The organism is Oenococcus oeni, from assembly GCF_020510245.1.
GTDB lineage: Bacteria > Bacillota > Bacilli > Lactobacillales > Lactobacillaceae > Oenococcus > Oenococcus oeni.
This window is the reverse complement of the sequence record NZ_CP084701.1, coordinates 15,679-37,239: the sequence shown is the minus strand read 5'-3', so window position 1 is coordinate 37,239 and position 21,561 is coordinate 15,679. Positions and strand designations below refer to the sequence as shown.

Sequence of the window (21,561 nt, the reverse complement as noted above, 5' to 3'; positions counted from 1 at the left end):
TGAGGTCCTTCTTTTTGAGGGTACCGAAATTTTCCACTTAAATCTTTGTCGAGCTTCGATTAAATTATGAATTAAAAAATCAAGCCCCTAAATCTTTTTTATCATTTTCAAAAATCTTGGAGAGTAGAGTGTTAATTTGTTAGAAAATTTAAATTCATGGTTGATTCTGTTTCCAGCTGGAATCCTGGCGGGAATTTTAAGTTCGGTAACCGGCTTAGCCTCGCTGGTATCTTATCCAGCCTTATTAGCAATTGGAGTTCCGCCAGTTTTTGCCAATGTAACTAATACAGCCGCCTTAGTCCTGACTGGTTTAGGTTCCAGTACATCTTCCCAAAAGGAGTTAAAAAACCATAAAAAAGAACTTTTAAAAATATTACCGCTGACGATAATCGGAAGTATCTTCGGATCATTTATATTGTTAATCGAGCCTGCATCGTCTTTTACTCATATTGTGCCTTTCTTTATTTTATTTGCCGGTTTATTATTGTTGTTTCCGGCCAATAAAGAAAGAAAAGAAATCGAGAATCAAACATTAAAAAAAGTAAATGGAAAAAATTCTGTTATTTTGAAAAAAATAGCTTATGTAATCGCTGTTTTCCTGGTTGGAGCTTATGGTGGTTATTTTGGAGCCGCCGCCGGAGTCATTATGCTGGCAATTTTTTCAATTACCAGTAAATCAGGATTCCCTGTTTATAACGCTTTAAAAAATGTTTCCCTAGGTTTTTCTAACTTAGTTGCCACGATAATATACGCTTTTAGGTCGCACATTTATTGGTTGCTGGTAATTCCTTTGGGTGCTGGCCTGTTTTTAGGGGGATATATCGGTCCAAAAATAGTCAGAATGTTTCCTGAAAAAATTATTAAAGCAGCTGTAGCTTTGGGAGCAATTATATTAGCTGCCAGTCTTTTCATTCAAGCTTATTAAGGTAAAAGATATCTCCGTAATTTTTTTATTCCGGAATTGTTTTAGAAATAAAGCCATCAGCTTTTCTAAGTTGCTCATTTGCCTCTTTTTTGGGAAGATTTGTCAAAATCATAACAATCGCTAATTTAACATTTCGATCTGCTTTTTCAAAAACTTCAGCAGCCGTGGCTTCATCGCAATTAGTTGCCTGACAAATAATTCGTTTACTCCGAATCAGCAACTTCTCATTAGTGGGGCGCACATCGACCATAAGATTCTTATATACTTTGCCGATGCCGACCATGGCTCCGGTTGAAAGCATGTTTAAAACCAGTTTCTGAGCAGTCCCTGCTTTTAGACGGGTTGAACCAGTTAAAATTTCCGGACCAACAGGGACCTCGATAGCAATTTGCGCGTGTTTGGATATTTCGGAATTTTGATTACAGGCCAGGCTGATGGTTGCGGCTCCAAGACTGTCGGCATAATCTAAACCGCCAATAACATATGGAGTGCGACCACTCGCAGCAATTCCGACAACCACATCGGCGGCTGTTAATGCACGTTTTTTAAGATCGGAAGAAGCGAGTTTATCATCATCTTCAGCGCCCTCTACAGCAAGCGTCATTGCAGAAGGGCCACCGGCAATTAATCCCTGTACCATCTCAGCTTCAATTCCAAAAGTCGGTACGCACTCAACAGCATCCAAAACGCCTAAACGTCCACTGGTTCCGGCTCCTATATAAAATAAACGTCCGCCTTGTTTAAAATGTTTGGTAATACTGTCGATAGCATTTTCAATTGTTGCCAATGAATTAGCAACACTCAAAGGAACGCTTTGATCCTCCTGGTTCATAATAGTAGCGAATTCATGAATCGTCATCCTGTCTAAATTCATTGTTCTTTTATTACGTGCTTCAGTCGTTAATTTTGAAAGATCCATTTGTATTGCCTTAGTCCGTGAAGGATAAATTGAGATTATTTTTTATATGAAGACAGCCATCATTGCTTTGTTTAACTTTCGAGCAAAACAAAAACCGCCAATAAGTAGCGCGAAGTGACGGTTATTAGTTAATTTTATTCTTGTGCTCAATTAAGAACACAAGTTTAATTATAAAATAAAAGCAGCTAAAACATTAATAATCAAATCGCTTCGTTTTAAATTATATTTCTATTTAAATAAAAGATATTGCTCAATAGGCTTAAAAAAGTAATTGCTTTTTTATCATAGAAACATTTTTTGTGAAGTTTTATATACCGATTTTTACCAATTGATAAATTATTCCAATCGTTTAGAACATTAGTTCGTATAATTTACATTGATAAGAGAAATAAAAATGAAGAAAAAGAAGAATAAAAAGATAAAAACAGCCTCGGTTGAAATAATCGAAAAGGCAAAAAAGAGATTATCGAAAAAATTAAAATCCAGTAATAACAAAAACAGCAACAAATAAAAAAATTTAATTTGTTTCGCCACTAATCCAAAAAACAAAATATTAAGTAAATTTTTTTAATTTGTATTCTGCTTAGATTCGAAATACAATGTAATTGTTATTACAAAAAGTAAGGAGCTAAAAATGGATAAGCAAAATGTCGTTATTGGAAAATCAGATGTAGTTTCAACCCCACTTGGTCTTGGAACCAATGCGGTTGGTGGAACAAATTTATTTCCAAATTTACAAGATAATACCGGGGTCGAAATTGTCAAAACAGGCCTTGATAATGGAATAAAACTACTTGACACGGCTTTTGCTTATGGCATGGGCCACTCGGAAGAATTAATCGGTCAAGCAATCAAAGATTATAAACGCGATCAAATCGTGATTGCCAGCAAGGCAGCTCAAGACACATCGACTGGCGATGTCACCATTAATAACAGCCCGGACTTTTTAAAAAAGGCTGTTGACGACAGTTTGATGCGCTTAAAAACCGATTATATTGATATTTTTTACATTCATTTTCCAGATGAAAAAACACCAAAAAACGAGGCTGTAGCAACTTTGAACGAGCTTAAAAAAGCAGGAAAAATTCGTGCAATCGGTGTTTCAAACTTCTCGTTAGCTCAAATAAAAGAAGCTAACCAAGATAACTATGTTGATGTCGTTGAAAACGAATACAGCCTGCTGCATCGGGATGCAGAAAAAGATGTATTCCCTTATCTGCATGACCACAAAATTTCCTTTGTTCCCTTCTTCCCATTGGCCTCCGGCCTTTTAACCGGAAAATATTCTAAGACAGTAACCTTCCCTGAAGATGATATCCGTCATGATAACCCCGACTTCAAGGGCGATCGCTTTGCCAAAATAGTGGATAAGGTCTCGTCGATTAAATCAATCGCCGATTCCCACGACGCAACAGTTGCTCAAACGATTCTTGCTTGGTACATTGCTAATCCAGAAATCAGCGTTGTTATTCCTGGTGCGAAAAAAGCTTCTCAAGTAGAAAGCAACGCCAAGGCGCTTGACGTAAGATTAAGCGACAGCGAATACAAACAGATCGATGATACTTTTAAGGAATTTTGAGGATCGCCTGGCCCGGATCAAGTTATCGAAATCATTAAGGCTTTCACTGAAAATAATTAAATAAAACAGTTAAAGAACTGTTGCTGTTTTTTATTTCCATTAAAATTAAGAGTAGTTACAGGCATTCATGAAAAAAATTATCTTTGTCCAAACAATCTCAATTTTGTTGATCTTGATTTTATTAATATTGTCTTTAATAAATATATTTAAGGTCCCTTATTCGAAATTCGTCAGTGTCCTGCTTGTGATTGCCGGCGTAATGATGGGGATCGTAGCGCTCTTAATTGATAAAAGATACAAATAATTAAAAGGAAAATAAATAATTCTGAAAAGCTTCCGACAAAAATCGAAAGCTTTTCTTATTGCCCTAGATTCAGCCAATTTTATCCAAAATTGGAAATAATTTTTTAAAAAATGAATATAGGAAATATTAAGCGGTTACACCTGTTAAAAATAGCTAATTTAGCAAATTCGTTAATGATGATATATTTCTCGATTATAATAATTAAATCATTTATTTAGAAAATGAATCTTATTAATCATTTGAAGATGATATTATGAAAAAAATTAATTTTTGTCTTTTTTTATTGACTGGAACATTTGGAATTTCAACTGGAACGGCCGCAGCAATTTATACAGCGTTAATTAGATGTGGTACCAACTTAAGCGTTGGACGTTTAATTGCTCTAGCAGGAATTACAGGAGGAACTACATTGATTGTTTCAGCAATTGTAGGGCTTGGCGGGGTTTATATCTTGCAGAAATTAAGGGCCGGAAAAAGAGCCTGTACTGCTTGGTAAAATTCAGAAAGGTTTAAATTATGGCAGAATTATTCTGCCTTATTTTGTTCAATGAAAAAAATTATTTATTTTGAGTTATTGGCGTTCATTCGAGAAAAATTCTATGACAAAAAATTGCGAAAATGATTTCCATTGTTCTTTTTACTTATTTGTTACTTGGTTATGCTATTTCTATTTTTGCCAATAGTTTTATCGAAAATCATTACGACTCTATATGTTTGATATTATTGTTTTTTGGTTTAATTGGATTTGGTTCTTCCGATAAGGACTTAACAAAATTTCTTAAAAACATTTCCTGCCGTTTTAAGGGTATTCCAATTAAATACCAACAAATAATATTTATAAAAAGTGTTAAATACGAGGTTTTCACTTTCATATCATTTATAACTTTGCTAACAATTATTAGTTTTCCTTTGTTGCTAACAAAAATAAATATGAGAATAATTTTATCTATAATTGCTGCATGGGTGCTGTTTTTAATTACGAATAAAAGCTCTCAAGTTTTAAGTTTTGTTTTCTACACTAAATGGATAAAACTAATAAAGAATATTGGAGAAATTATTTCCGAAACAATTATAATTTTTTATTTCTTAAATATTTTTAGAGTAAAAATTTCTATCAATATCAATAGAATATTTAATTGGAAATTATTCAAAATAAGTAATCTAGAACTTTTGATTTACAGTGTTGCAGGTATTTTATTGTATTTACTTTTATATAAAACTTTGGTAATAGTATCCATAAGATACAACACTAAAAATGATGAAGTTTTTTTAAAAAAAGGGGTTAACCCTTCAAATATTTTTTATAAAAAATTTTTAAGAGAAATGATTAACTCGGGAGAATTTCATTTCGTATCTAATTTGTTGATTTTTCCTCTTGCCTGGTTAATGATTAAACTTTTGCTTTTATTGTCAATCATATCTATGGAATCGTTAAATTTACAGAGTACTTTCATAATTTTGACGTTATCACAAGCAATTTTATTTGCAAATTTCATTTTTTTAAACTTATCGTCAGATCGAAAAATAATTAAGGGAATTATACAAACTGGCTACGACTTAAGAAAATATTTGCTGAGGAAAGCCTTTGTATCAATTTTGCTCTCGATTGCAAATATTCTCATATCTGTCGTAACAATGCTTTCTCTATCGTTGATTGATTTAAAAATTGCTGCCTACTGTGCCTTTCTTTTATTCATAAACGGAATCTCATTGGCGTTAACAGTACAGATTTTTTCAAATATCAGCATTCGATATAAAGGCCAAGAGAGGTTTGAAAATTCAATGGCTTTTCCTGTAACAATATCCGTATTGTTTATTCAAGTCACGATTGAAGAAATGACCATTCTTATGAACACAATTCTGAAAGTTTCAATAAATACAGTTGTTGTGATTATGTCAATTTATATTATCTTTACACTTTTTATAAATATATTATTGTTTATTTTACTTAGGAGAAATTTTTATGGCGAATATCGATTTTTTATTAGATAAAATTGTTACAAAACCGTTCGTTCTTTCAATAATGTTATCCACTGCAATCGTATCTATTTTCACCTTGGTAGGTTTGAACATCACCGGCATAAAAATTAACTTGAAAATTCAGGTTTTATCGATAAAAGAAATTTTTATGCACAATATGCTTATAATGGTAATTTTAATGATATCAATCTTAACGATAGGTGTGGTTTCAAATATACTTTTAGCATATAATTTCTTGATTTTCGGAATTAAAATTAGAGCATTACTAGAACAATACGGCTTTGGAATGTTGATCCATAAGGTCCTGTTGCATGGAGTATTTGAAATTCCAGAGATTCTTCTTGCCAGCGCATTCGGTTCTTATTTATTGATTCAAAAAATTACAAATAAAAAAATTATTTTTGACAATGAATTGTTAAAACTAGCAATAAAAACATTTTTTGTTTGTTTAATGCTAAGCATTGTGTCTGCCTACATAGAATCAAATTTATCAATAAAATGAAGGGAATTTAAATGATAGTCAACAAAAAAACTTTTTGGATCTTTGCTATCGCGGTTCTGATTCTATATTCAATAGTCTATGTTAACTTTCCAAATCCTTTTGGACAACTAATTCAGGAAATGAGCAGCAAAGAAGAGATAACAAAAACATTTTTCAATAGCGTTTTTGCTACATACAACAACGTCATATTACAGTTTGCTTTTAAAGTTTTGACTCTGATTGTCAATATCTGGATTGTAATTACAACCACGAGGCTAATTGCGAATTTAGAATCCTCAATTAGAAGAGAAACCAAGGTTGATTTTAAAATCATAAACGATTTTGCCTATAATTTAGCTTTTGTCACTTTAATTACATTTGCAGTACTGGCAATAACAACCATTTTTTTAGGCAAGGCACTTCCTATGATAAGCCTTAATAATTACACCCTATTGTTGGCAATCATGCTCTTGGGAAAAATCTTTATTGCTTGTATACCTTTAATTAAAAAATGCAAACTGTATTTAACAGCTTGTTTAGGAATCATAACCTCTGCGTCCTTAATATTTTCAGGAGCACTATTAAAATGATTAAAATTAATAATTTAACAAAAAAATACAAGGACAAGCTTGTCCTCGATAAGGTGAATTTACAGATTCCTTCTAATAAAATTTCTTTTTTCGTCGGGAAAAACGGTTCTGGTAAAACTACGTTGATGGATATATTGGCCGGCTTGAACAAAATAAATCACGGCAGCATTCAGATTGATAACAAAGATGCCAGTATTCCGTACTCCAAGTCTCTTCGCAAAAAAATTTTCTCTTTACCCGTTGAAAATATATCAGTAGAGTATTTAACAGCCAAAGAAAATCTGCTTTATTATAGCGAACTGTTTAAATTAAAACTTTCTGATCGCAAGATAAAAGATATTTTACAATCTTATAATCTGTTTGAAGAGACAGATTTTTCTGTGACTTTTTCGACTGGCATGAAGAAAAGACTCGATCTTGCAATTCTTGATATTATTGCTCCAGAAATAATTTTATTGGATGAACCGAGTTTAGGACTTGATGTTTACCATGTCGATTTTTTGCGTAAACAAATTTTAAATTACAAAAAATTAGGCAAAACAGTTATCGTAACCAGTCACGATATGGCATTATCGGAAAAGATTGCCGACATGATTTATTTATTTTCCGAAAAGAAAATTATTGCTTACAATGCAAAAGATGTTAATAGCGAAGAAATAGTATTGGAATCCTATAAAGATCATGATTAAGTTTTATATGAATCGAAAATTATGAACTATTTAAATAAAGGATTTATAGTGAACTGAATTTGGATATTTTAAATCATTAAACTTCAAATTACTGGCCAAAATCATTTATGTGAAGTCATTTTAAAAGGATCGACCCACTCTCTAAACTCTTTTTCAGTTACATACCCACTAGCTAAAGCGGCATCAATTAATTTGGTGTTTTCACGCAATGCTTTTTGGGCAATTTTGGCACTTTTTTCATAGCCGATATGTGGGCTTAAAGCCGTAACAGTCATCAACGAATTATCGACTAGATCTTTCATTCTTTTTTGATTAACGGTAATTCCTTGAATTAGATTCTTATCAACAGAACCAATTGCTTCAGTCAATAACTTTGCACTTTCAAGAAAGCTCTGAATTATAATTGGCTTATAAACATTCATTTCAAAATTTCCTTGACTGGATGAAAAATCAATTGTTGTATCATTTCCCATTACACGGGCAGCTACCATTGTTAGTGCTTCGATTTGAGTTGGATTTATTTTACCGGGCATGATTGAAGAGCCAGGTTCGTTAGCAGGAATATTGATCTCACCATATCCTGATCTGGGACCACTGGCGAGAAAACGAATATCGTTGCCAATCTTAACTAAGTCAGCTGCAAGAGTCTTAAAAATACCATGAATGAAATTAATAGCGCTATGTGCGGCCAGACCTTGAAACTTATTCGGAGCAACAAGATAACTTATTCCTTTTTGGACCGATAGTTGTTCGACCATTTGTCGATCAAAATCTTTGACGGTATTCAAACCGGTACCGACCGCTGTTCCTCCGATTGGCAATTCAAGTAAAGTCTTTTTATTATTTTGCAAATAATCAAAATTGTGTTTTATCTGGCTGGACCAACCACTAATTTCCTGTCCAAAAGTAATTGGGGTGGCATCTTGAAGATGGGTACGACCAATTTTTACAATATTTTTAAACTCAAGTGCTTTATCGTTCAATGAATTTTCCAAATGTTCCAAAACAGATAACAATTTTTTTACAGCATCATAAGCAGCAATTGCCATCGCGGTGGGAAAAGTATCATTGGAACTCTGCGAGTGATTAACATCATCATTTGCTTGTAACAAAACCTTAGGATTAATTTCAGCCGCCAAGTGAACTATCACTTCGTTCACATTCATATTCGTTTGCGTTCCACTACCTGTTTGATAAACAACTAATGGAAAATCATCTTGATATTTTCCCACCAAAAGTTGATCAATTACTTCAACAATTAAATTAGATTTTTCTTTACTAATTTCACCATTTTTTTCGTTAACCACTGCAGCTGCTTTTTTAATCTGTAATAGAGACTCAATTATTTCAAAAGGCATTCTTTGCCCGATTTTAAAATTTTGTCGACTTCGTTCAGTTTGAGGTCCCCACAGGGCACTTGCAGGAATTTTAACTTCTCCCAAAGTATCTTTTTCGATTCGATATTTCTCGTTATCCATTTTTAAAGATTTCTCCTAACTAAAATTTTGAACTAATCATTTTTTATTATTAAGTAAAAAACAGCTTACTCAATAAACTATATTTTTGGAGTCAAAACAAACAAAACATGCGCGATCAAATTCGATCGGTTTAAGAATCGATGTTTGACATATGGAGGAATTCGCACAACATCGCCTTCTTGCAAAGAATATTCCTTAGCGTTCATTTCGACTTGCGTGGTGCCGGACATAACGACTGCCAATTCCTCTTTATCTTCATGAACATAATAAGACTTGGTAGTCACAGAATGAGGTTTTAGATCCATCATCAAGAGTTTGATATGAGTCCTCATAAAATCAGGCGTCAAAATATCCTGAACGGTATGGGCACTATCCTGCCGATAAATTATCTTGCGATCTTTTTTTCGTGATATCAAACTGTCAGTATCGACATCGTTAATAAAAAGTGTATATAAAGGTACATTTAAGGTATTGGCAATAATCGTTAGAACGGATAATGATGGATTTGCCCGTCCGCGTTCAATTTGTCTAATCAAAGAGGCACTTATTCCCGACTAAACGGCCAATTCTCGAATTGTTAATTTATTTTGTTGACGATAGTTTAATAAGGTTTTTCCAAGATGATTAACCTGCAAAATATTCCCTCCGTACAATATATTTACTATTTAAACGATAATCATTTAAGATAATGGATTTCATTGAAAGAAACTTTCATACTGTCTATTATATTAGACAGGCAACAAAAAAATATATTTAAGAAGGTTTGATTATGGAAAAAGTTAATCTAGAAGATAAATTCAAACAATTCAACGATTATTGGTCACCCAAAATCGTTGGCGATCTAGGAAAATACCAAATCAAATTAGCAAAGTTTCACGATCAATTTGTCTGGTATCATCACAATAACGAAGATGAATTTTTCTTGATTATTAAAGGGTCAGTTACAATCCATCTCAAGGAAAACAATCAGGAAAAACAATATGAACTAAAAGAAGGCGAATTCTTTATTGTTCCTAAAGGCGTTGAACATATGCCGGTCGCAAATGGAGTAGCGGAGGTTTTGTTATTCGAACCGGCAACAACATTAAATACCGGAAACGTCAAAGATGAAAAAACCGTTTCCAATTTAAAACGCATCTGAAATATCAATTATCGGATTTATAATTCAATTTTTATAAATCCAACTAAAGAGGATTAATCTTATGAAAAATGTTCTCATCACAGCGGAGCTTCCTCAAGTTGCAAATAGTATACTTCAACAAGCCGGCCTAAATGTCGAAATTTTTACGGGTGATAAATTAATTACAAAGAAGGAATTACTTGATAAAGTCAAAGATAAAGATTTTTTAATTACCTCTCTATCAACAGATGTTGATGAAGACGTAATAAATGCAGCTCCAAAATTAAAATTAATTGCGAACTTTGGAGCCGGATTCAATAACATCGACATAAATAGTGCTCGAGCAAAAGAAATATCTGTTACAAACACTCCTTTTGTCTCGACTACTTCAGTAGCCGAGGTCACAGCAGGACTAATTATTTCCCTATCGCATCGTTTGGTTGAAGGAGATAATTTAATGCACGATCAAGGATTCAATGGCTGGAGTCCCTTATTCTTTTTAGGCCATGAACTATCTAAAAAAACATTAGGGATCATCGGCATGGGTCAGATTGGCAAGGCTTTGGCCAAACGTATGCAGGACTTTGATATGAAAATTGTTTACACACAAAGGCATCACTTAAAAGAAGATGAGGAAAAAGAACTTCATGCTGTTTTCTTGGAAAAAGACGAATTAATTAAACAAAGCGATGTAATTAGCTTGCATTTGCCACTAACGAAAAATACCCATCACTTGTTGGGTGCTAAAGAATTTGCAACTATGAAAAAAACTTCTTTCCTAATTAACGCTGCTCGTGGACCGTTAATTGACGAAAATGCATTGCTACAGTCCCTAAAAGAAAAGCAGCTTGCTGGAGCTGCTTTAGATGTTTATGAACATGAACCAAAAGTTGATGATCAATTTAAACAGATGAAAAATGTTATTCTGACTCCCCATATCGGCAATGCAACCATCGAAGCCCGTAATGCAATGGCTGAAGTCGTCGCCAAAAATGTGGTATCAGTGTTAAATGGTGAAAAACCGAAATATATCGTTAATTAATACACAGCCATAATTTAAACTCGTTGTTTCAAACAACCAACTAGCCTATCGCATATCTTAATCAAAAACAAAGTTGACAAGCAACAAAACATAACCTTAAATTAGAAGTTAATTAACTTTGGAGGAATGGTTATGGCATCTGCATTAACGAAAGAAAAAATATCATCTTTAAGAGATCAGTTCAAGCAAAATAAAGAAGCATCAATTCTAACGAGAACGGTCACAAAAAATGGTATTCACGCTGCAAGTTACGATAATACGGCTGCCACTCGTTTAAATCGCACTTTTTCGATTGAACTGGATACTGGAAAAGTCACCAATCAAAAACATAGTGGACGTTGTTGGGAATTTTCAATGTTAAATACCTTGCGACACACATTTGCAAAAAAATATCATGTTAAAGATTTCCAGCTCTCACAAAACTATTTATTTTTTTGGGACAAAATCGAGAGAGCAAACATTTTCTATCAAAATATCGAAAGAACCGCTCAAAAACCAATTAATGATCGTGAAGTCGAATTTTTCCTCGATACTCCCGGCCAGGACGGAGGTCAATGGGCAATGGCAGCCGGCTTAATCGAAAAGTATGGCCTAATGCCGGCCAGTACGATGCCGGAAAGCTATAATACAAACAAAACTGACGAATTTGCGGAAGTAATGGATAAAAAACTTCGCAAAGATGCTTTAGCAATACGGAAATTGGTTGCCAATGGAGCAACAAAAGAAAAAATCGAAGCAAGTGAAAATGAGATGTTGGCCGAAGTTTATCGAATCGCGGCTTACTCTTTTGGTGAACCACCAAAAAAATTCGATTTAGAATATCGTGATGATAACAAAAAATATCACCGTGAAGCAAAGTTGACGGCTAAAGAATTTTATAAGAAATATTTTAATAAAAATTTTGACAATTATGTAGTTGTCACCAACTCGCCGGATAAACCGTTAAACAAACTTTATAGTTTGCCATGCGAAAACAATATTATCAAAGGAAGAACAATTGAATTTTTAAATGTCGACATGAAATTGTTAGCCGATCTTTCAATCCAACAATTAAAAGATGGCGAAACGGTTTGGTTTGGTAATGATGTTTTACAGCAGCTCGATCGCCAAGCCGGCTTTCTTGACAGCATTTTGTATCGGACAGAAGAACTCTTTTCGATAAATACCAAAATGACAAAAGCGGAGCGTTTATTAACCGGAGAAGGCCAAGTGTCTCATGCAATGACTTTAACCGGCGTCGATTTAATCGATAAGCAGCCGACAAAATGGAAGGTTGAAAATAGTTGGGGTGACAAAATAGGAAAAGACGGGTATTTTGTTATGAGCCAAGATTGGTTCGAAAATTTTGTCTATGAAGTTGTTGTCCACAAAAAATACTTAAGCAAAGAACTCCAAGAAATATTAAAACAACCAGCAGAGGAATTACCTGTTTGGGATCCGCTTCATTAAAACTCAATAATAAAAAGAAAAAAATTGCCAAAGAAATATTTAACCGGCAATTTTTTTATAGAAGACACTATTTAACAGCACCTTCGATTGCACTTTGCATAATTTGTTTTTGCAACAATACAAACAAAATTATGACCGGGATAATAGCCAAAACCAAACCGGCTAAAGCCAATTGCCATTGACTATTTGTTTCTCCAAAGAAGTAATACATCTTCAGCGGCAAAGTATACATTCCATCTTTGTTAATCACGAGAGATGGCAACAGATAATCGTTCCAAATTTTCATCGCATTCAGGATGATTACCGTCCCGGTCATTGATTTTACATTAGGAAGGATAATCATGAAGAAGGCTTTAATTGTACTTGCCCCATCCAAAATAGCCGCTTCGTCAATACTCCTCGGTACGCCGAGGAAAGCCCCATAAAACAAAACCACCGATAAACTCAAGGCCAATCCTGTATTCATTAATATCAGACTTGTACGATCGAGGAAATCAATCTTACCAAAAATTGAAACCAAAGGAATCATAATCGATTGAAAGGGAATCAGCATTGTTCCAGCACATAAATAATAAATCGATGAATTCAATCGACTGTTCGTCCGAGCTAAAGCATAGGCTGCCATTGAAGAGAAAATTGTAATTAGAAAAACACTGCCAACGGTAATAATCAAAGAATTCCAAAAACTATGTATGAAGTCGAGTTGTTGAAAAGCCTGGTAGTAATTTTTAGTCGTAAAACTATTAAAACCAATCGGGTTCGCAAAAATACCATTTTTTGTTTTGACAGAATTAAGAACGATAATAACAAAGGGATAAATCCATACAACTCCTGCTATAAGAGCGAAAAGAGTAATTAAAAATTTTGTAGGTCTGATTTTCATTATGATTCACGCTTTCTTGAGAAATATAGTTGCGCAAAAGAAACAAGCATCACGAAGATAAACAAAACAATTCCTTCAGCCTGGGCATAACCCTGCTGGTAATTAACAAAGGCCGTATTATAAATATTCATTGAAATAAGTTCGGTGGACCGGTAAGGTCCTCCATTAGTTAAAGCCAGATTTTGTTCATAAATTTTAAAAGAGTTAGCCAGTGTCAGGAATAGGCTAATCGTAAAAGCGGGTGCCAACTGAGGCAATTTAATGTGCCAAAAAATTTGTTGATTATTGGCACCGTCCAGTTCGGCTGATTCGATTGTATTTTTTGGAATATTGTTTAAAAAGGATATATAAATCAACATAATATATCCACTCATCTGCCACCAGAATAAAATTACCAATCCCCAAAGACCAGTTGCCGGGGTGCTGAGCCAACCCTTCAGCCAAGACCAGTCAAGACTTTCGCCAAAAGCTTGAAAGATTTGAATAAAAATAAACTGCCAAATAAAACCCAAAAGAATCCCACCGATCAAATTTGGAACAAAGAAAATCGTTCTCAATAAACGATTAAAATAATTGTCACTTCTTGTTACCAATAAAGCAAAACCAAGTCCAATTACATTAATTCCAACCACCGAAAGTAAAGAAAAGAGAATCGTTAACCAGCAACTTTCCAAAAAATTATCATCAGAAAGTAAAAGTTGATAGTTTTTCAAACCAATCCAAGATGCAGTTAGGCCATTCGAATTGGTAAAGGAGTAGAAAATTCCAATAATAAAAGGAATAACAATAATAACAGCTAATAGAATTAATGTCGGTGCGATAAATAACCAATAATTGTATTTTCTGGTGAACATTTATTTGCCTCCCTGGACTTGCCTTAACTGATAATATTGCCTACTGGTAAGTTTTTGAAACTCCTTCCAAGTTATTCGATTGGCGAAATAGCGCTGCATATTCGGTCCTATGGCTTCCTGGGTAAAACCGTTTGGAAACTCCTTATGGACCGGAACAAAGGCGTTTTTGGAAGTTCCATCAACATAAACAAGTTTCGAGATTGGGTCAGGCAGCTTGCTTAACGGATAATTAATTGTTGCTGGGACCAAGCGCATTTCGTTAACAGTAATATTTTGACTTTCTGGAGAGGTATACAGCCAGGTCACGAATTTTTTTGCTGCCTTCTCTTTAGCCGGATGTTGGTCGGTAATACCGATATACCAGGACGATCCAGTCATAATTTGTTTATTATTGCCGACATAGAAAGGCAACATTCCTAATTTATCCTTTACAAAACTGCTATCTGCTTCGTCTAAAGTTGGGATAATCCAGTTGCCTTGAGGAATCATTGCGACCTTTTCATTAAAGAATAAATCCTGGACCGAAGGGTCGTATTTGACCGAAAGAATCGGCTGAACATTATACTTTTTAATCAAATTAGTATATGCTCGCATTTGCTTACTGTATTTCCAGTTCAAATGTTCACTGTAATAAGCTTTGGTCAGGTTATTTTTAAAATGTTGAGATAAAAACTGAGCTGCATAAGAAGCAATAGTCGTTGTATCACCGCCGTTAAAACCAAAAACAGCTGTCAAACCAAGTTTTTTCTTTTCTGAATTCAGTTTTTCAACAGCCTTTTTAAAAGTCGCATAATTATGAATGCTGTTCGGGTCGATACCGGCTTTTTTAAATATCTGCTTATTATAGGACCAACCATATCCTTCAATATCAACTGGAATACCATACAAAGTCGAACCAATTTCGGCTCCCGTTTTTAATGACGGAACGATCTTTTTTTGAATCGACATCGAATTTAAAGAAATCAAATGTTTGCGATAACGATCAACATCTGGTAATCCGCCCAGCATCACAACATCGGGAGCATCCCCAGAAACAAATTTGGCCTGCAAAGAAGAAGCACCACTGCCATTCCCAACCGTGGTAATTTTTACTTTAACGTTTGGATGCTCCTTTTCATAAAGTTTTGCTAATTTTTGATAACCAGCAGCTACTTCCGGCTTTTGGTTGAAAAAATTAATCGTTGTCACACTTTGCGAACTACTCGAAGATTGCCTCAATTTATAAATAGCAAAAATAATAACACAGGCTAAAGCAGCAAATAAGATAAATAGCTTCCTAACTCGCATTGAGACTCACCTCCTTTAGGTTGACACTATCCAAGAAAGCGATTACATTTATTTTATTCATTATAACTTAGAAACTTGGTAAATAGTTTCAAACTAAAGGAAGAGAGTGAGATTATGCCAAATATAGTTGTTAGTCATCTAACCAAAAAATACCCAAAGGCTGTTAAAGAAACTTTGAGCGATTTAAACTTTACGATTGCTAATGGCGAGTTTTGGGCAATTATCGGCCCTTCAGGATGCGGTAAATCAACTTTTTTAAGAATGCTTGCCGGTTTGGAACCTATTAGTGGCGGAACAATTTCTGTTGATAATAAAGTAATTAACAAATTGCCACCCCAGCAACGCAAGATGGCAATGGTTTTTCAAGACTACGCTCTCTATCCGCACATGAATGTCTACGGAAATATGGCTTTTAACCTCAAGATGAAGAAAAAAACAAAGAAAGAGATTGAAACAAAAATTAAAAAAGCCGCTAACGCCTTGGGACTTAATGACTTATTAAATAGAAAACCGGCTGAGCTTTCCGGTGGGCAAAGGCAACGCGTTGCTTTGGGAAGAGCGATGGTCCGCGATCCCGATTTCTTTTTAATGGACGAACCATTATCCAATCTTGATGCTAAATTACGAGTCGATATGCGGAGCTTGATCATCAAGCTGCATCATCAACTAAAAACAACAACAATTTACGTAACACACGATCAGGCCGAAGCGATGACGATGGCCGATCGAATTTTGCTTTTAAATGACGGCGGCATTCAGCAAGTTGGCACACCTTTTGAGTTGTACAATGCACCGGTTAATTTATTTGTCGCTCAATTTATTGGATCACCCAGCATGAATATATTAAAGGGGAAATTAGATTCCGGAAAGTTTTCTATCAATCAAAGTGATTTGGATTTAAGTCATATTTTACCCGATAAATTAAAAAATTATCAGGGATCAATTTTAATTGGCTTTCGACCAGAAAGTATCAAAAATATCCAAGTAGAGAAAGAAACAAAAAACAAAAAAATATCAAACAACTTAAATCTACAAGGAAAATTGAATTTTATCGAATATCTTGGCGGACACAGCTTGCTGTCGCTTGATATGTTTGGTCAAACAATTATTATTCAAACCGAAAAAAACTTCTCGAGAAATACTGATAAAAATTTTCAGATTTCAATTCCAAACAACAAATTGTTTTACTTTGATCCCAAAAGTGGGAAGAATTTATCACTTATGGAAGAAAAATAATAATCTAGATCAACAAAATCACTTATGATCAGTATCGAAAATGATTGTCACCGGCCCATCGTTTTCTAGTTTAACTTCCATATGTGCTCCAAATTCACCGGTGGCAACTTTTAAATTATGGTTCATTAAAGCTTGATTAAATGCCTGATAAACTGTTTTTGCATGTTCGGGATCCCCAGCATTGATAAAGCTTGGCCGGTTACCTTTCTTTGTATCGGCATACAAGGTAAATTGCGAAATTGATAAAATAGAACCTTTTACATCAGTAATTGAGAGATTCATCTTATCGTTTTGATCGGCAAAAACACGTAAATGAGAAATTTTCCGAGCCAAATAATCAACCTCTTCTTTCCCGTCGGTGTTCTCTATTCCTACCAAAAGGACGAATCCAACTCCAATTTCCCCAAGTATTTTTTCGCCTACCGATACCTGGGCTGAACTGACTTTTTGTAAAACTATACGCATAATTAAAACTTCTTTCAATCAAATTAAAAAAATAAAATGTTTATGATCTTTTTAATTAATGCCGTTATTATACAATGACAGATGAATGTTCAAGAAAATAAAAAAAATTAAAGAGTCCTACCGTAATCTATCGTCCTGGATACTTAATCAAGGTCTTCGTTTACCCCAGTCAAACGAAGGTATCGAAGATCGAAAGATATTCGAGTCTCTCAATGACCAGACAGATGTGAATCAGCGCTTTTCCAGATTACTTAATATTTTTAAAAACGTGATTCAAAGACGCTTATACATGCCAATTCTCATTTTCGTGATCTTTTTGTTTTTCCTGCCAACTCTCTTCCCGTCATTACAGCTAATTGCCAACTTGCTGCTGTGGATCTCTATCAGTCTTATAGTGATTGCATTTTTCTTCCTTTATCTTTATCTAGCAGATGTTTGGTCATTCAGCCATCCGGACAAGGTATATGATTTTAAAACGCGTTTTAGATTAAAGGATGAAAGTTACGAACGTTCATTAGCTGTTGTTACTAGTGGAAAATGGTACGAGAAAATTATTTATTCAAGTTTTCTTCGCGGTTTTATTCAATGGATAAGTTCCGGATCCTTTCAATGGATCGCTCTAATCATAATTATGCTGCCAAACAACTTTCAAAACTCTTTTACGCAAACCATTAGTAACTTATTTTTCTTTGCAATAATTATCAATATCTTTTCTAATCCACGAATCATTCAGTATAGACGTAATCATAATTTACCGGCTTATTCCTATCTGCCACTCAGCAAATATTTCAGCTGGGTTAGTTTATCGGTAGACTTTTTATTTGTTTTGTGGGCTGCTGCTCAAATTGCCGATATATTGCATGAATTTTTTGGTTGATGCTAAAAAATAATCTCAAAAAATTGCTGTTTCCAATTATTTCTCTTTTTGTGGTCCTCTTATTAATCGCGAGCAGTTTTACCTCTATTGTTGATTTATATCGACCGCCAATTAAGGATTCGGTCATGAAATCGCAAATTCCGAAAAATAAGAAGGTGACCGTCAATCTATCCCAAACGGAATTTAAAGAACAAGCTGAAGAAGCGATTAATTCCTGGAACAGCGATCTTCACAGAAAGCTTTTTATAATCACTCAAAATCAACATCCGACAATCATAATTGCCGATCTATCGAACGAACAAATAAATAAACTTTCAAAAGATGCAGATTATGGAGAACATATTTTAGGCGTCACAACCGGTGGAGCAATCTATATGAATGCTGGTTTTTTAAGTAAAAGTAACAATCAAGGTTTGATCGTTCCGGTTTTTGAACACGAATTAGGTCACGTAATCGGACTAAAGCACATCAACGGTGATGCTCTGATGAACTCTTCAATTCAGACAACATCCTTTATTACAAGATACGATATCAAAGTTGCAAAATACATTTTGAAAAAGATTCATTAAAGAATCCCTTGTTTTATTGAAATTCAATATCCTGATTCTTTTCAGGCAATTTAGCAGTTAATCCTTCGGCCTTCAATAAAGCCACTTCATCTTCAAAATTAGGCGAATCAAAAGGAATTGTGAGCTTCGCATTAATCTGTTTGACGATTTTAATAAGCTTCGTTCTACCTGTCTGCCCAAAAATTCCAAGATCAAGAAACTCGGCTGATAAATCATTCAATTTATTTCGTCGGATTTTATAGCTTGAATCATGATCATCGAGCGGCTGTCCATCAATTTGCAAATAAATCGGTTTATAAAAATCTTTTAAGTTATCAAGATTGTCGTAACTGTTCTGTAGCACATAGTCTTCCGGATAAGCAATAATTTCCGGCAAATCAATATCCCTTCCCAAAGTCAGCGGTTTGCTGTCGGAAAAGAATTTTTTTAAAGCATTTGAATAATTTTTTTCCCAAACAATCGGTCGACCAAAATTTCTGGCGGCTTTTTCCAAAGCCGACAAAACTAAAATATGCTGAAGATCAGGATTAATTGCGACCAAATGATTCGATCCAAGTTTATCAGCAAAATTATCAATCAAATCTTTTTCCTTTTGTGACAACTTTTTTTCTTTAGGGTTGTCAAAAGAAAAATCCGCTCCTTCGAGCAACAAAAGATCAGCTCGGCGATTTGCTAGTTTTTGTATCCAATGATCAATTTTTTCCGGGGAAGATTCGCTATAACCTAAAGCACCGAAATAAACAAAAACATGTCCATTGCTGTCGGAAATTTTAATTACACTGGAATTAATTATCTTTTGATCAGAATGAAAAAAATTAACTGTAAAAGAACCAATTTTGATTTCTTTTTCATAATCAACTCTTCTTAAATTAGAAATATTGGTTCTCTCTCCAGTTTCATTCGAAGAACTATATAAATCTCCCGATTGAAATGATACATAGATCGGCATGTCCACTTCCGCCTTAAAAGATTCCAAAGCCTCAGCACAATCGGTCGGCAGATTGGAAATAAAAATCGCCTGTTTCTTGTAGATTGTTTCTGGATTTTCTTTAACTAGTTCAGAAATTTTTGAAAGAAGCTTTTCACCCATTGATTTATCGCTCGTCTTATTTTTGTTAGAATCTAATGAAAAACCAAGAAATATCAAAACTCTCGTTTCATTATCTGAAAAACTGACAATCTTGTTCCCAAGTGTTTTCAAATCACTCAAAAATTTTACTGAAGTAGTCATGTTTTAATTTTAAAACAATAATAAAGACTCTACAGAATACTGAACAATTATAGTTAATGTAATGCTTTTCTCGAAAATCTATTCAATAATCGACAGTAAAAAACACCGAAAAATCGGTGTTTTTATGCTTCGCAAAAAATAAGGCTATGCTTGCCGAGGATCTAAGTTACCGTAAAATTGAATACTTCTGTCAAACATTAATTTAACAGTACTATTAGCTCCTTGACGGTTTTTGGCAATAATTAATTCAACCGGTCCCCGATCCGGAATTGCCGATTCATCGAAATCATCGTCGTCTTCGGAATGTCCGTCCTGATCATAATAATCATCACGATACAGGAACATAACAATATCGGCATCCTGCTCAATCGCTCCAGAATCACGTAAATCAGACAGCATAGGCCGTTTGGTAGTTCTGCCTTCAACTCCACGAGATAATTGCGACAGGGCGATAATTGGGACGTTTAGTTCACCAGCCAACTTTTTCAAGGAACGAGAAATCGCAGCAACAGCCTGCTGCCGTGATTCCGTTACATCTGATTCGATCAATTGAAGATAATCAATGATAACCAAACCAATTCCGCCATCAGGATCTTCACGCTGTAACTGCGACTGCAGGTTACGAAGTTTGGCCCGAATCTCGTTGATTCTAATTCCAGGTGTTGTATCAAGGTGAATATTCAATCTACTCAGTCTCTCATTTGCCAACATAATTCGCGTCCAATCGGCATTTGGATCAACTTGTCCATTGGAGGATTGAGTCAGGTTTCGACCTGTCATCAACTTGTCCATTGGAACTCTTGCATTAGCTGCCAGGATACGTGTCGACAGAGATTGATCATCCATTTCCATGTTAAAAATAACAACGGTTTTTTTACCGATTTCTTTTGATTTCGCTGCATTAATTGCTAAATTCAGAGCAAAAGCAGTTTTACCAACAGCAGGACGAGCGGCCAAAATAACCAGGTTATTTTGTTGCCATCCCTTGGTTAATTTATCCAAATATGGATAATCACTCGGCAAAGCTCCCTCACGTAAAATTGAATTACTTCTGGCCGCAGTATTTAAATTATCAATTGTGTTGCTCAGAGATTTTTTTAATTCAATAAAATCGGTGTTTTCCGATTGATCTTCAATTGAATCAAGTTTGCTACGAATATCGGCAATTAAATCCTGCGATTGCGAGGCGGGATCATGAGCCAAACCATTTCCCTGATTGAACAAGTCGATCAAGCGGCGCTGGGTTGCTTTTTCATGAACAGCCTTTGCATAATTCTCCACATTAGCAATCGTTCCATCCGATGACAGAACTTCCGAAATATATCCTTCACCACCAACCGAATCAAGGCTTTTATCGGCTTTCATTTGGTCAGAGACAGTTAAAGGTTCAACGATTTTGTCATCGTTTAAAAGTTCATTGATTGCCTGAAAGAATTTTTTATTTTTGACATCATAAAAATCATCTGCCGTAATAATTCCAAGCATTCGATCGAGAACGTCCTGCTGTTCGCTTAAACCGCTCGTATAAAAAAAAGCAGAAAGTAATGCTTTTTCTGTTTGAACTTCTTGAGGAATATGATTGTTAATAATTGAATCTTCCATT

Annotated in this window: 22 protein-coding genes; 13 read left to right on the top strand and 9 right to left on the bottom strand. The window is 34.6% G+C overall.

What is annotated here, in order from left to right:
- Positions 1–136: 136 nt before the first annotated feature.
- A complete protein-coding gene (locus tag J3U91_RS00180; protein ID WP_002817964.1) occupies positions 137–925 on the top strand; it encodes a sulfite exporter TauE/SafE family protein in 789 nt (262 codons plus the stop codon).
- A 25-nt stretch (positions 926–950) separates the two neighbouring features.
- On the opposite strand, the gene murQ is transcribed toward J3U91_RS00180, so the two are convergent.
- A complete protein-coding gene (gene murQ, locus J3U91_RS00175; protein WP_002820695.1) occupies positions 951–1,844 on the bottom strand; it encodes an N-acetylmuramic acid 6-phosphate etherase in 894 nt (297 codons plus the stop codon).
- A 634-nt stretch (positions 1,845–2,478) separates the two neighbouring features.
- Between murQ and J3U91_RS00170 the strand changes: the two genes are divergently transcribed.
- The 6 genes from J3U91_RS00170 (at position 2,479) to J3U91_RS00145 (ending at position 7,467) form a co-directional block, all read left to right on the top strand.
- Entirely contained in the window at positions 2,479–3,423 is a 945-nt protein-coding gene (locus J3U91_RS00170) for an aldo/keto reductase (protein ID WP_002817960.1), read from the top strand.
- Between the two features lie 557 nt (positions 3,424–3,980).
- Complete coding sequence (locus J3U91_RS00165) at positions 3,981–4,223, top strand: hypothetical protein (protein ID WP_002817958.1); 243 nt, start codon at positions 3,981–3,983, stop codon at positions 4,221–4,223.
- A 122-nt stretch (positions 4,224–4,345) separates the two neighbouring features.
- On the top strand, positions 4,346–5,719 hold the full coding sequence (locus J3U91_RS00160; RefSeq protein WP_002817957.1) for a hypothetical protein: 1,374 nt from the start codon (positions 4,346–4,348) through the stop codon (positions 5,717–5,719).
- Positions 5,691–6,209, top strand: a complete 519-nt coding sequence (locus J3U91_RS00155) for a stage II sporulation protein M (protein ID WP_002817956.1) — start codon at positions 5,691–5,693, stop codon at positions 6,207–6,209. Before J3U91_RS00160 ends, J3U91_RS00155 begins: the two co-directional genes overlap by 29 nt.
- An 11-nt stretch (positions 6,210–6,220) precedes the next feature.
- Complete coding sequence (locus tag J3U91_RS00150; RefSeq protein WP_002817955.1) at positions 6,221–6,778, top strand: hypothetical protein; 558 nt, start codon at positions 6,221–6,223, stop codon at positions 6,776–6,778.
- Positions 6,775–7,467 carry an ABC transporter ATP-binding protein gene (locus J3U91_RS00145; RefSeq protein WP_002817954.1) on the top strand — a complete coding sequence of 231 codons (693 nt, stop codon included), beginning with the start codon at positions 6,775–6,777 and terminating at the stop codon, positions 7,465–7,467. The genes J3U91_RS00150 and J3U91_RS00145 overlap by 4 nt, the downstream gene beginning before the upstream one ends.
- Before the next feature lie 101 nt (positions 7,468–7,568).
- Here J3U91_RS00145 and J3U91_RS00140 read toward each other — a convergent pair whose 3' ends face one another.
- Both J3U91_RS00140 and J3U91_RS00135 read right to left on the bottom strand, forming a co-directional pair.
- Positions 7,569–8,945 (bottom strand): class II fumarate hydratase, encoded by a 1,377-nt coding sequence (locus J3U91_RS00140; protein WP_002817953.1) that lies wholly within the window; start codon positions 8,943–8,945, stop codon positions 7,569–7,571.
- A gap of 77 nt (positions 8,946–9,022) precedes the next feature.
- Positions 9,023–9,481, bottom strand: coding sequence for a helix-turn-helix domain-containing protein (locus tag J3U91_RS00135; RefSeq protein WP_002817952.1), 459 nt, complete (start codon positions 9,479–9,481; stop codon positions 9,023–9,025).
- 233 nt (positions 9,482–9,714) lie between these two features.
- On the opposite strand from J3U91_RS00135, the gene J3U91_RS00130 reads away from it, so the two are divergent.
- The 3 genes from J3U91_RS00130 to J3U91_RS00120 all read left to right on the top strand — a co-directional run bounded on the left by J3U91_RS00130 (position 9,715) and on the right by J3U91_RS00120 (position 12,556).
- On the top strand, positions 9,715–10,086 hold the full coding sequence (locus tag J3U91_RS00130) for a cupin domain-containing protein (protein WP_002817951.1): 372 nt from the start codon (positions 9,715–9,717) through the stop codon (positions 10,084–10,086).
- 61 nt (positions 10,087–10,147) lie between these two features.
- The gene (locus tag J3U91_RS00125) at positions 10,148–11,107 is read left to right on the top strand and encodes a 2-hydroxyacid dehydrogenase family protein (RefSeq protein WP_002817950.1); all 960 of its coding nucleotides are present in this window, start codon (positions 10,148–10,150) and stop codon (positions 11,105–11,107) included.
- Positions 11,108–11,239: 132 nt separating this feature from the next.
- Entirely contained in the window at positions 11,240–12,556 is a 1,317-nt protein-coding gene (locus J3U91_RS00120; protein ID WP_002817949.1) for a C1 family peptidase, read from the top strand.
- 67 nt (positions 12,557–12,623) lie between these two features.
- On the opposite strand, the gene J3U91_RS00115 is transcribed toward J3U91_RS00120, so the two are convergent.
- The 3 genes from J3U91_RS00115 to J3U91_RS00105 are packed head-to-tail and all read right to left on the bottom strand — an operon-like array spanning position 12,624 to position 15,580.
- On the bottom strand, positions 12,624–13,439 hold the full coding sequence (locus tag J3U91_RS00115) for a carbohydrate ABC transporter permease (RefSeq protein WP_002817498.1): 816 nt from the start codon (positions 13,437–13,439) through the stop codon (positions 12,624–12,626).
- The gene (locus J3U91_RS00110; RefSeq protein WP_002817497.1) at positions 13,439–14,293 is read right to left on the bottom strand and encodes a carbohydrate ABC transporter permease; all 855 of its coding nucleotides are present in this window, start codon (positions 14,291–14,293) and stop codon (positions 13,439–13,441) included. The genes J3U91_RS00115 and J3U91_RS00110 overlap by 1 nt, the downstream gene beginning before the upstream one ends.
- Positions 14,294–15,580 (bottom strand): ABC transporter substrate-binding protein, encoded by a 1,287-nt coding sequence (locus J3U91_RS00105; protein ID WP_002817948.1) that lies wholly within the window; start codon positions 15,578–15,580, stop codon positions 14,294–14,296.
- Positions 15,581–15,694: 114 nt separating this feature from the next.
- Between J3U91_RS00105 and J3U91_RS00100 the strand changes: the two genes are divergently transcribed.
- Entirely contained in the window at positions 15,695–16,816 is a 1,122-nt protein-coding gene (locus J3U91_RS00100; RefSeq protein WP_002817947.1) for an ABC transporter ATP-binding protein, read from the top strand.
- 18 nt (positions 16,817–16,834) lie between these two features.
- On the opposite strand, the gene dtd is transcribed toward J3U91_RS00100, so the two are convergent.
- Positions 16,835–17,281: a D-aminoacyl-tRNA deacylase gene (dtd, locus tag J3U91_RS00095; RefSeq protein ID WP_002817946.1), complete on the bottom strand. Its 447-nt coding sequence runs from the start codon at positions 17,279–17,281 to the stop codon at positions 16,835–16,837.
- A gap of 85 nt (positions 17,282–17,366) precedes the next feature.
- Between dtd and J3U91_RS00090 the strand changes: the two genes are divergently transcribed.
- Positions 17,367–18,158, top strand: coding sequence for a membrane protein (locus J3U91_RS00090; protein WP_002817945.1), 792 nt, complete (start codon positions 17,367–17,369; stop codon positions 18,156–18,158).
- Entirely contained in the window at positions 18,158–18,727 is a 570-nt protein-coding gene (locus J3U91_RS00085; RefSeq protein ID WP_002817944.1) for a zinc metalloprotease, read from the top strand. The genes J3U91_RS00090 and J3U91_RS00085 overlap by 1 nt, the downstream gene beginning before the upstream one ends.
- Positions 18,728–18,740: 13 nt before the next feature.
- On the opposite strand, the gene J3U91_RS00080 is transcribed toward J3U91_RS00085, so the two are convergent.
- Together J3U91_RS00080 and dnaB are read right to left on the bottom strand one after the other, a co-directional pair.
- A complete protein-coding gene (locus J3U91_RS00080) occupies positions 18,741–19,958 on the bottom strand; it encodes an MBL fold metallo-hydrolase (RefSeq protein WP_002817491.1) in 1,218 nt (405 codons plus the stop codon).
- A 144-nt stretch (positions 19,959–20,102) separates the two neighbouring features.
- Complete coding sequence (dnaB, locus tag J3U91_RS00075; RefSeq protein WP_002817943.1) at positions 20,103–21,560, bottom strand: replicative DNA helicase; 1,458 nt, start codon at positions 21,558–21,560, stop codon at positions 20,103–20,105.
- Position 21,561: the final 1 nt, after the last annotated feature.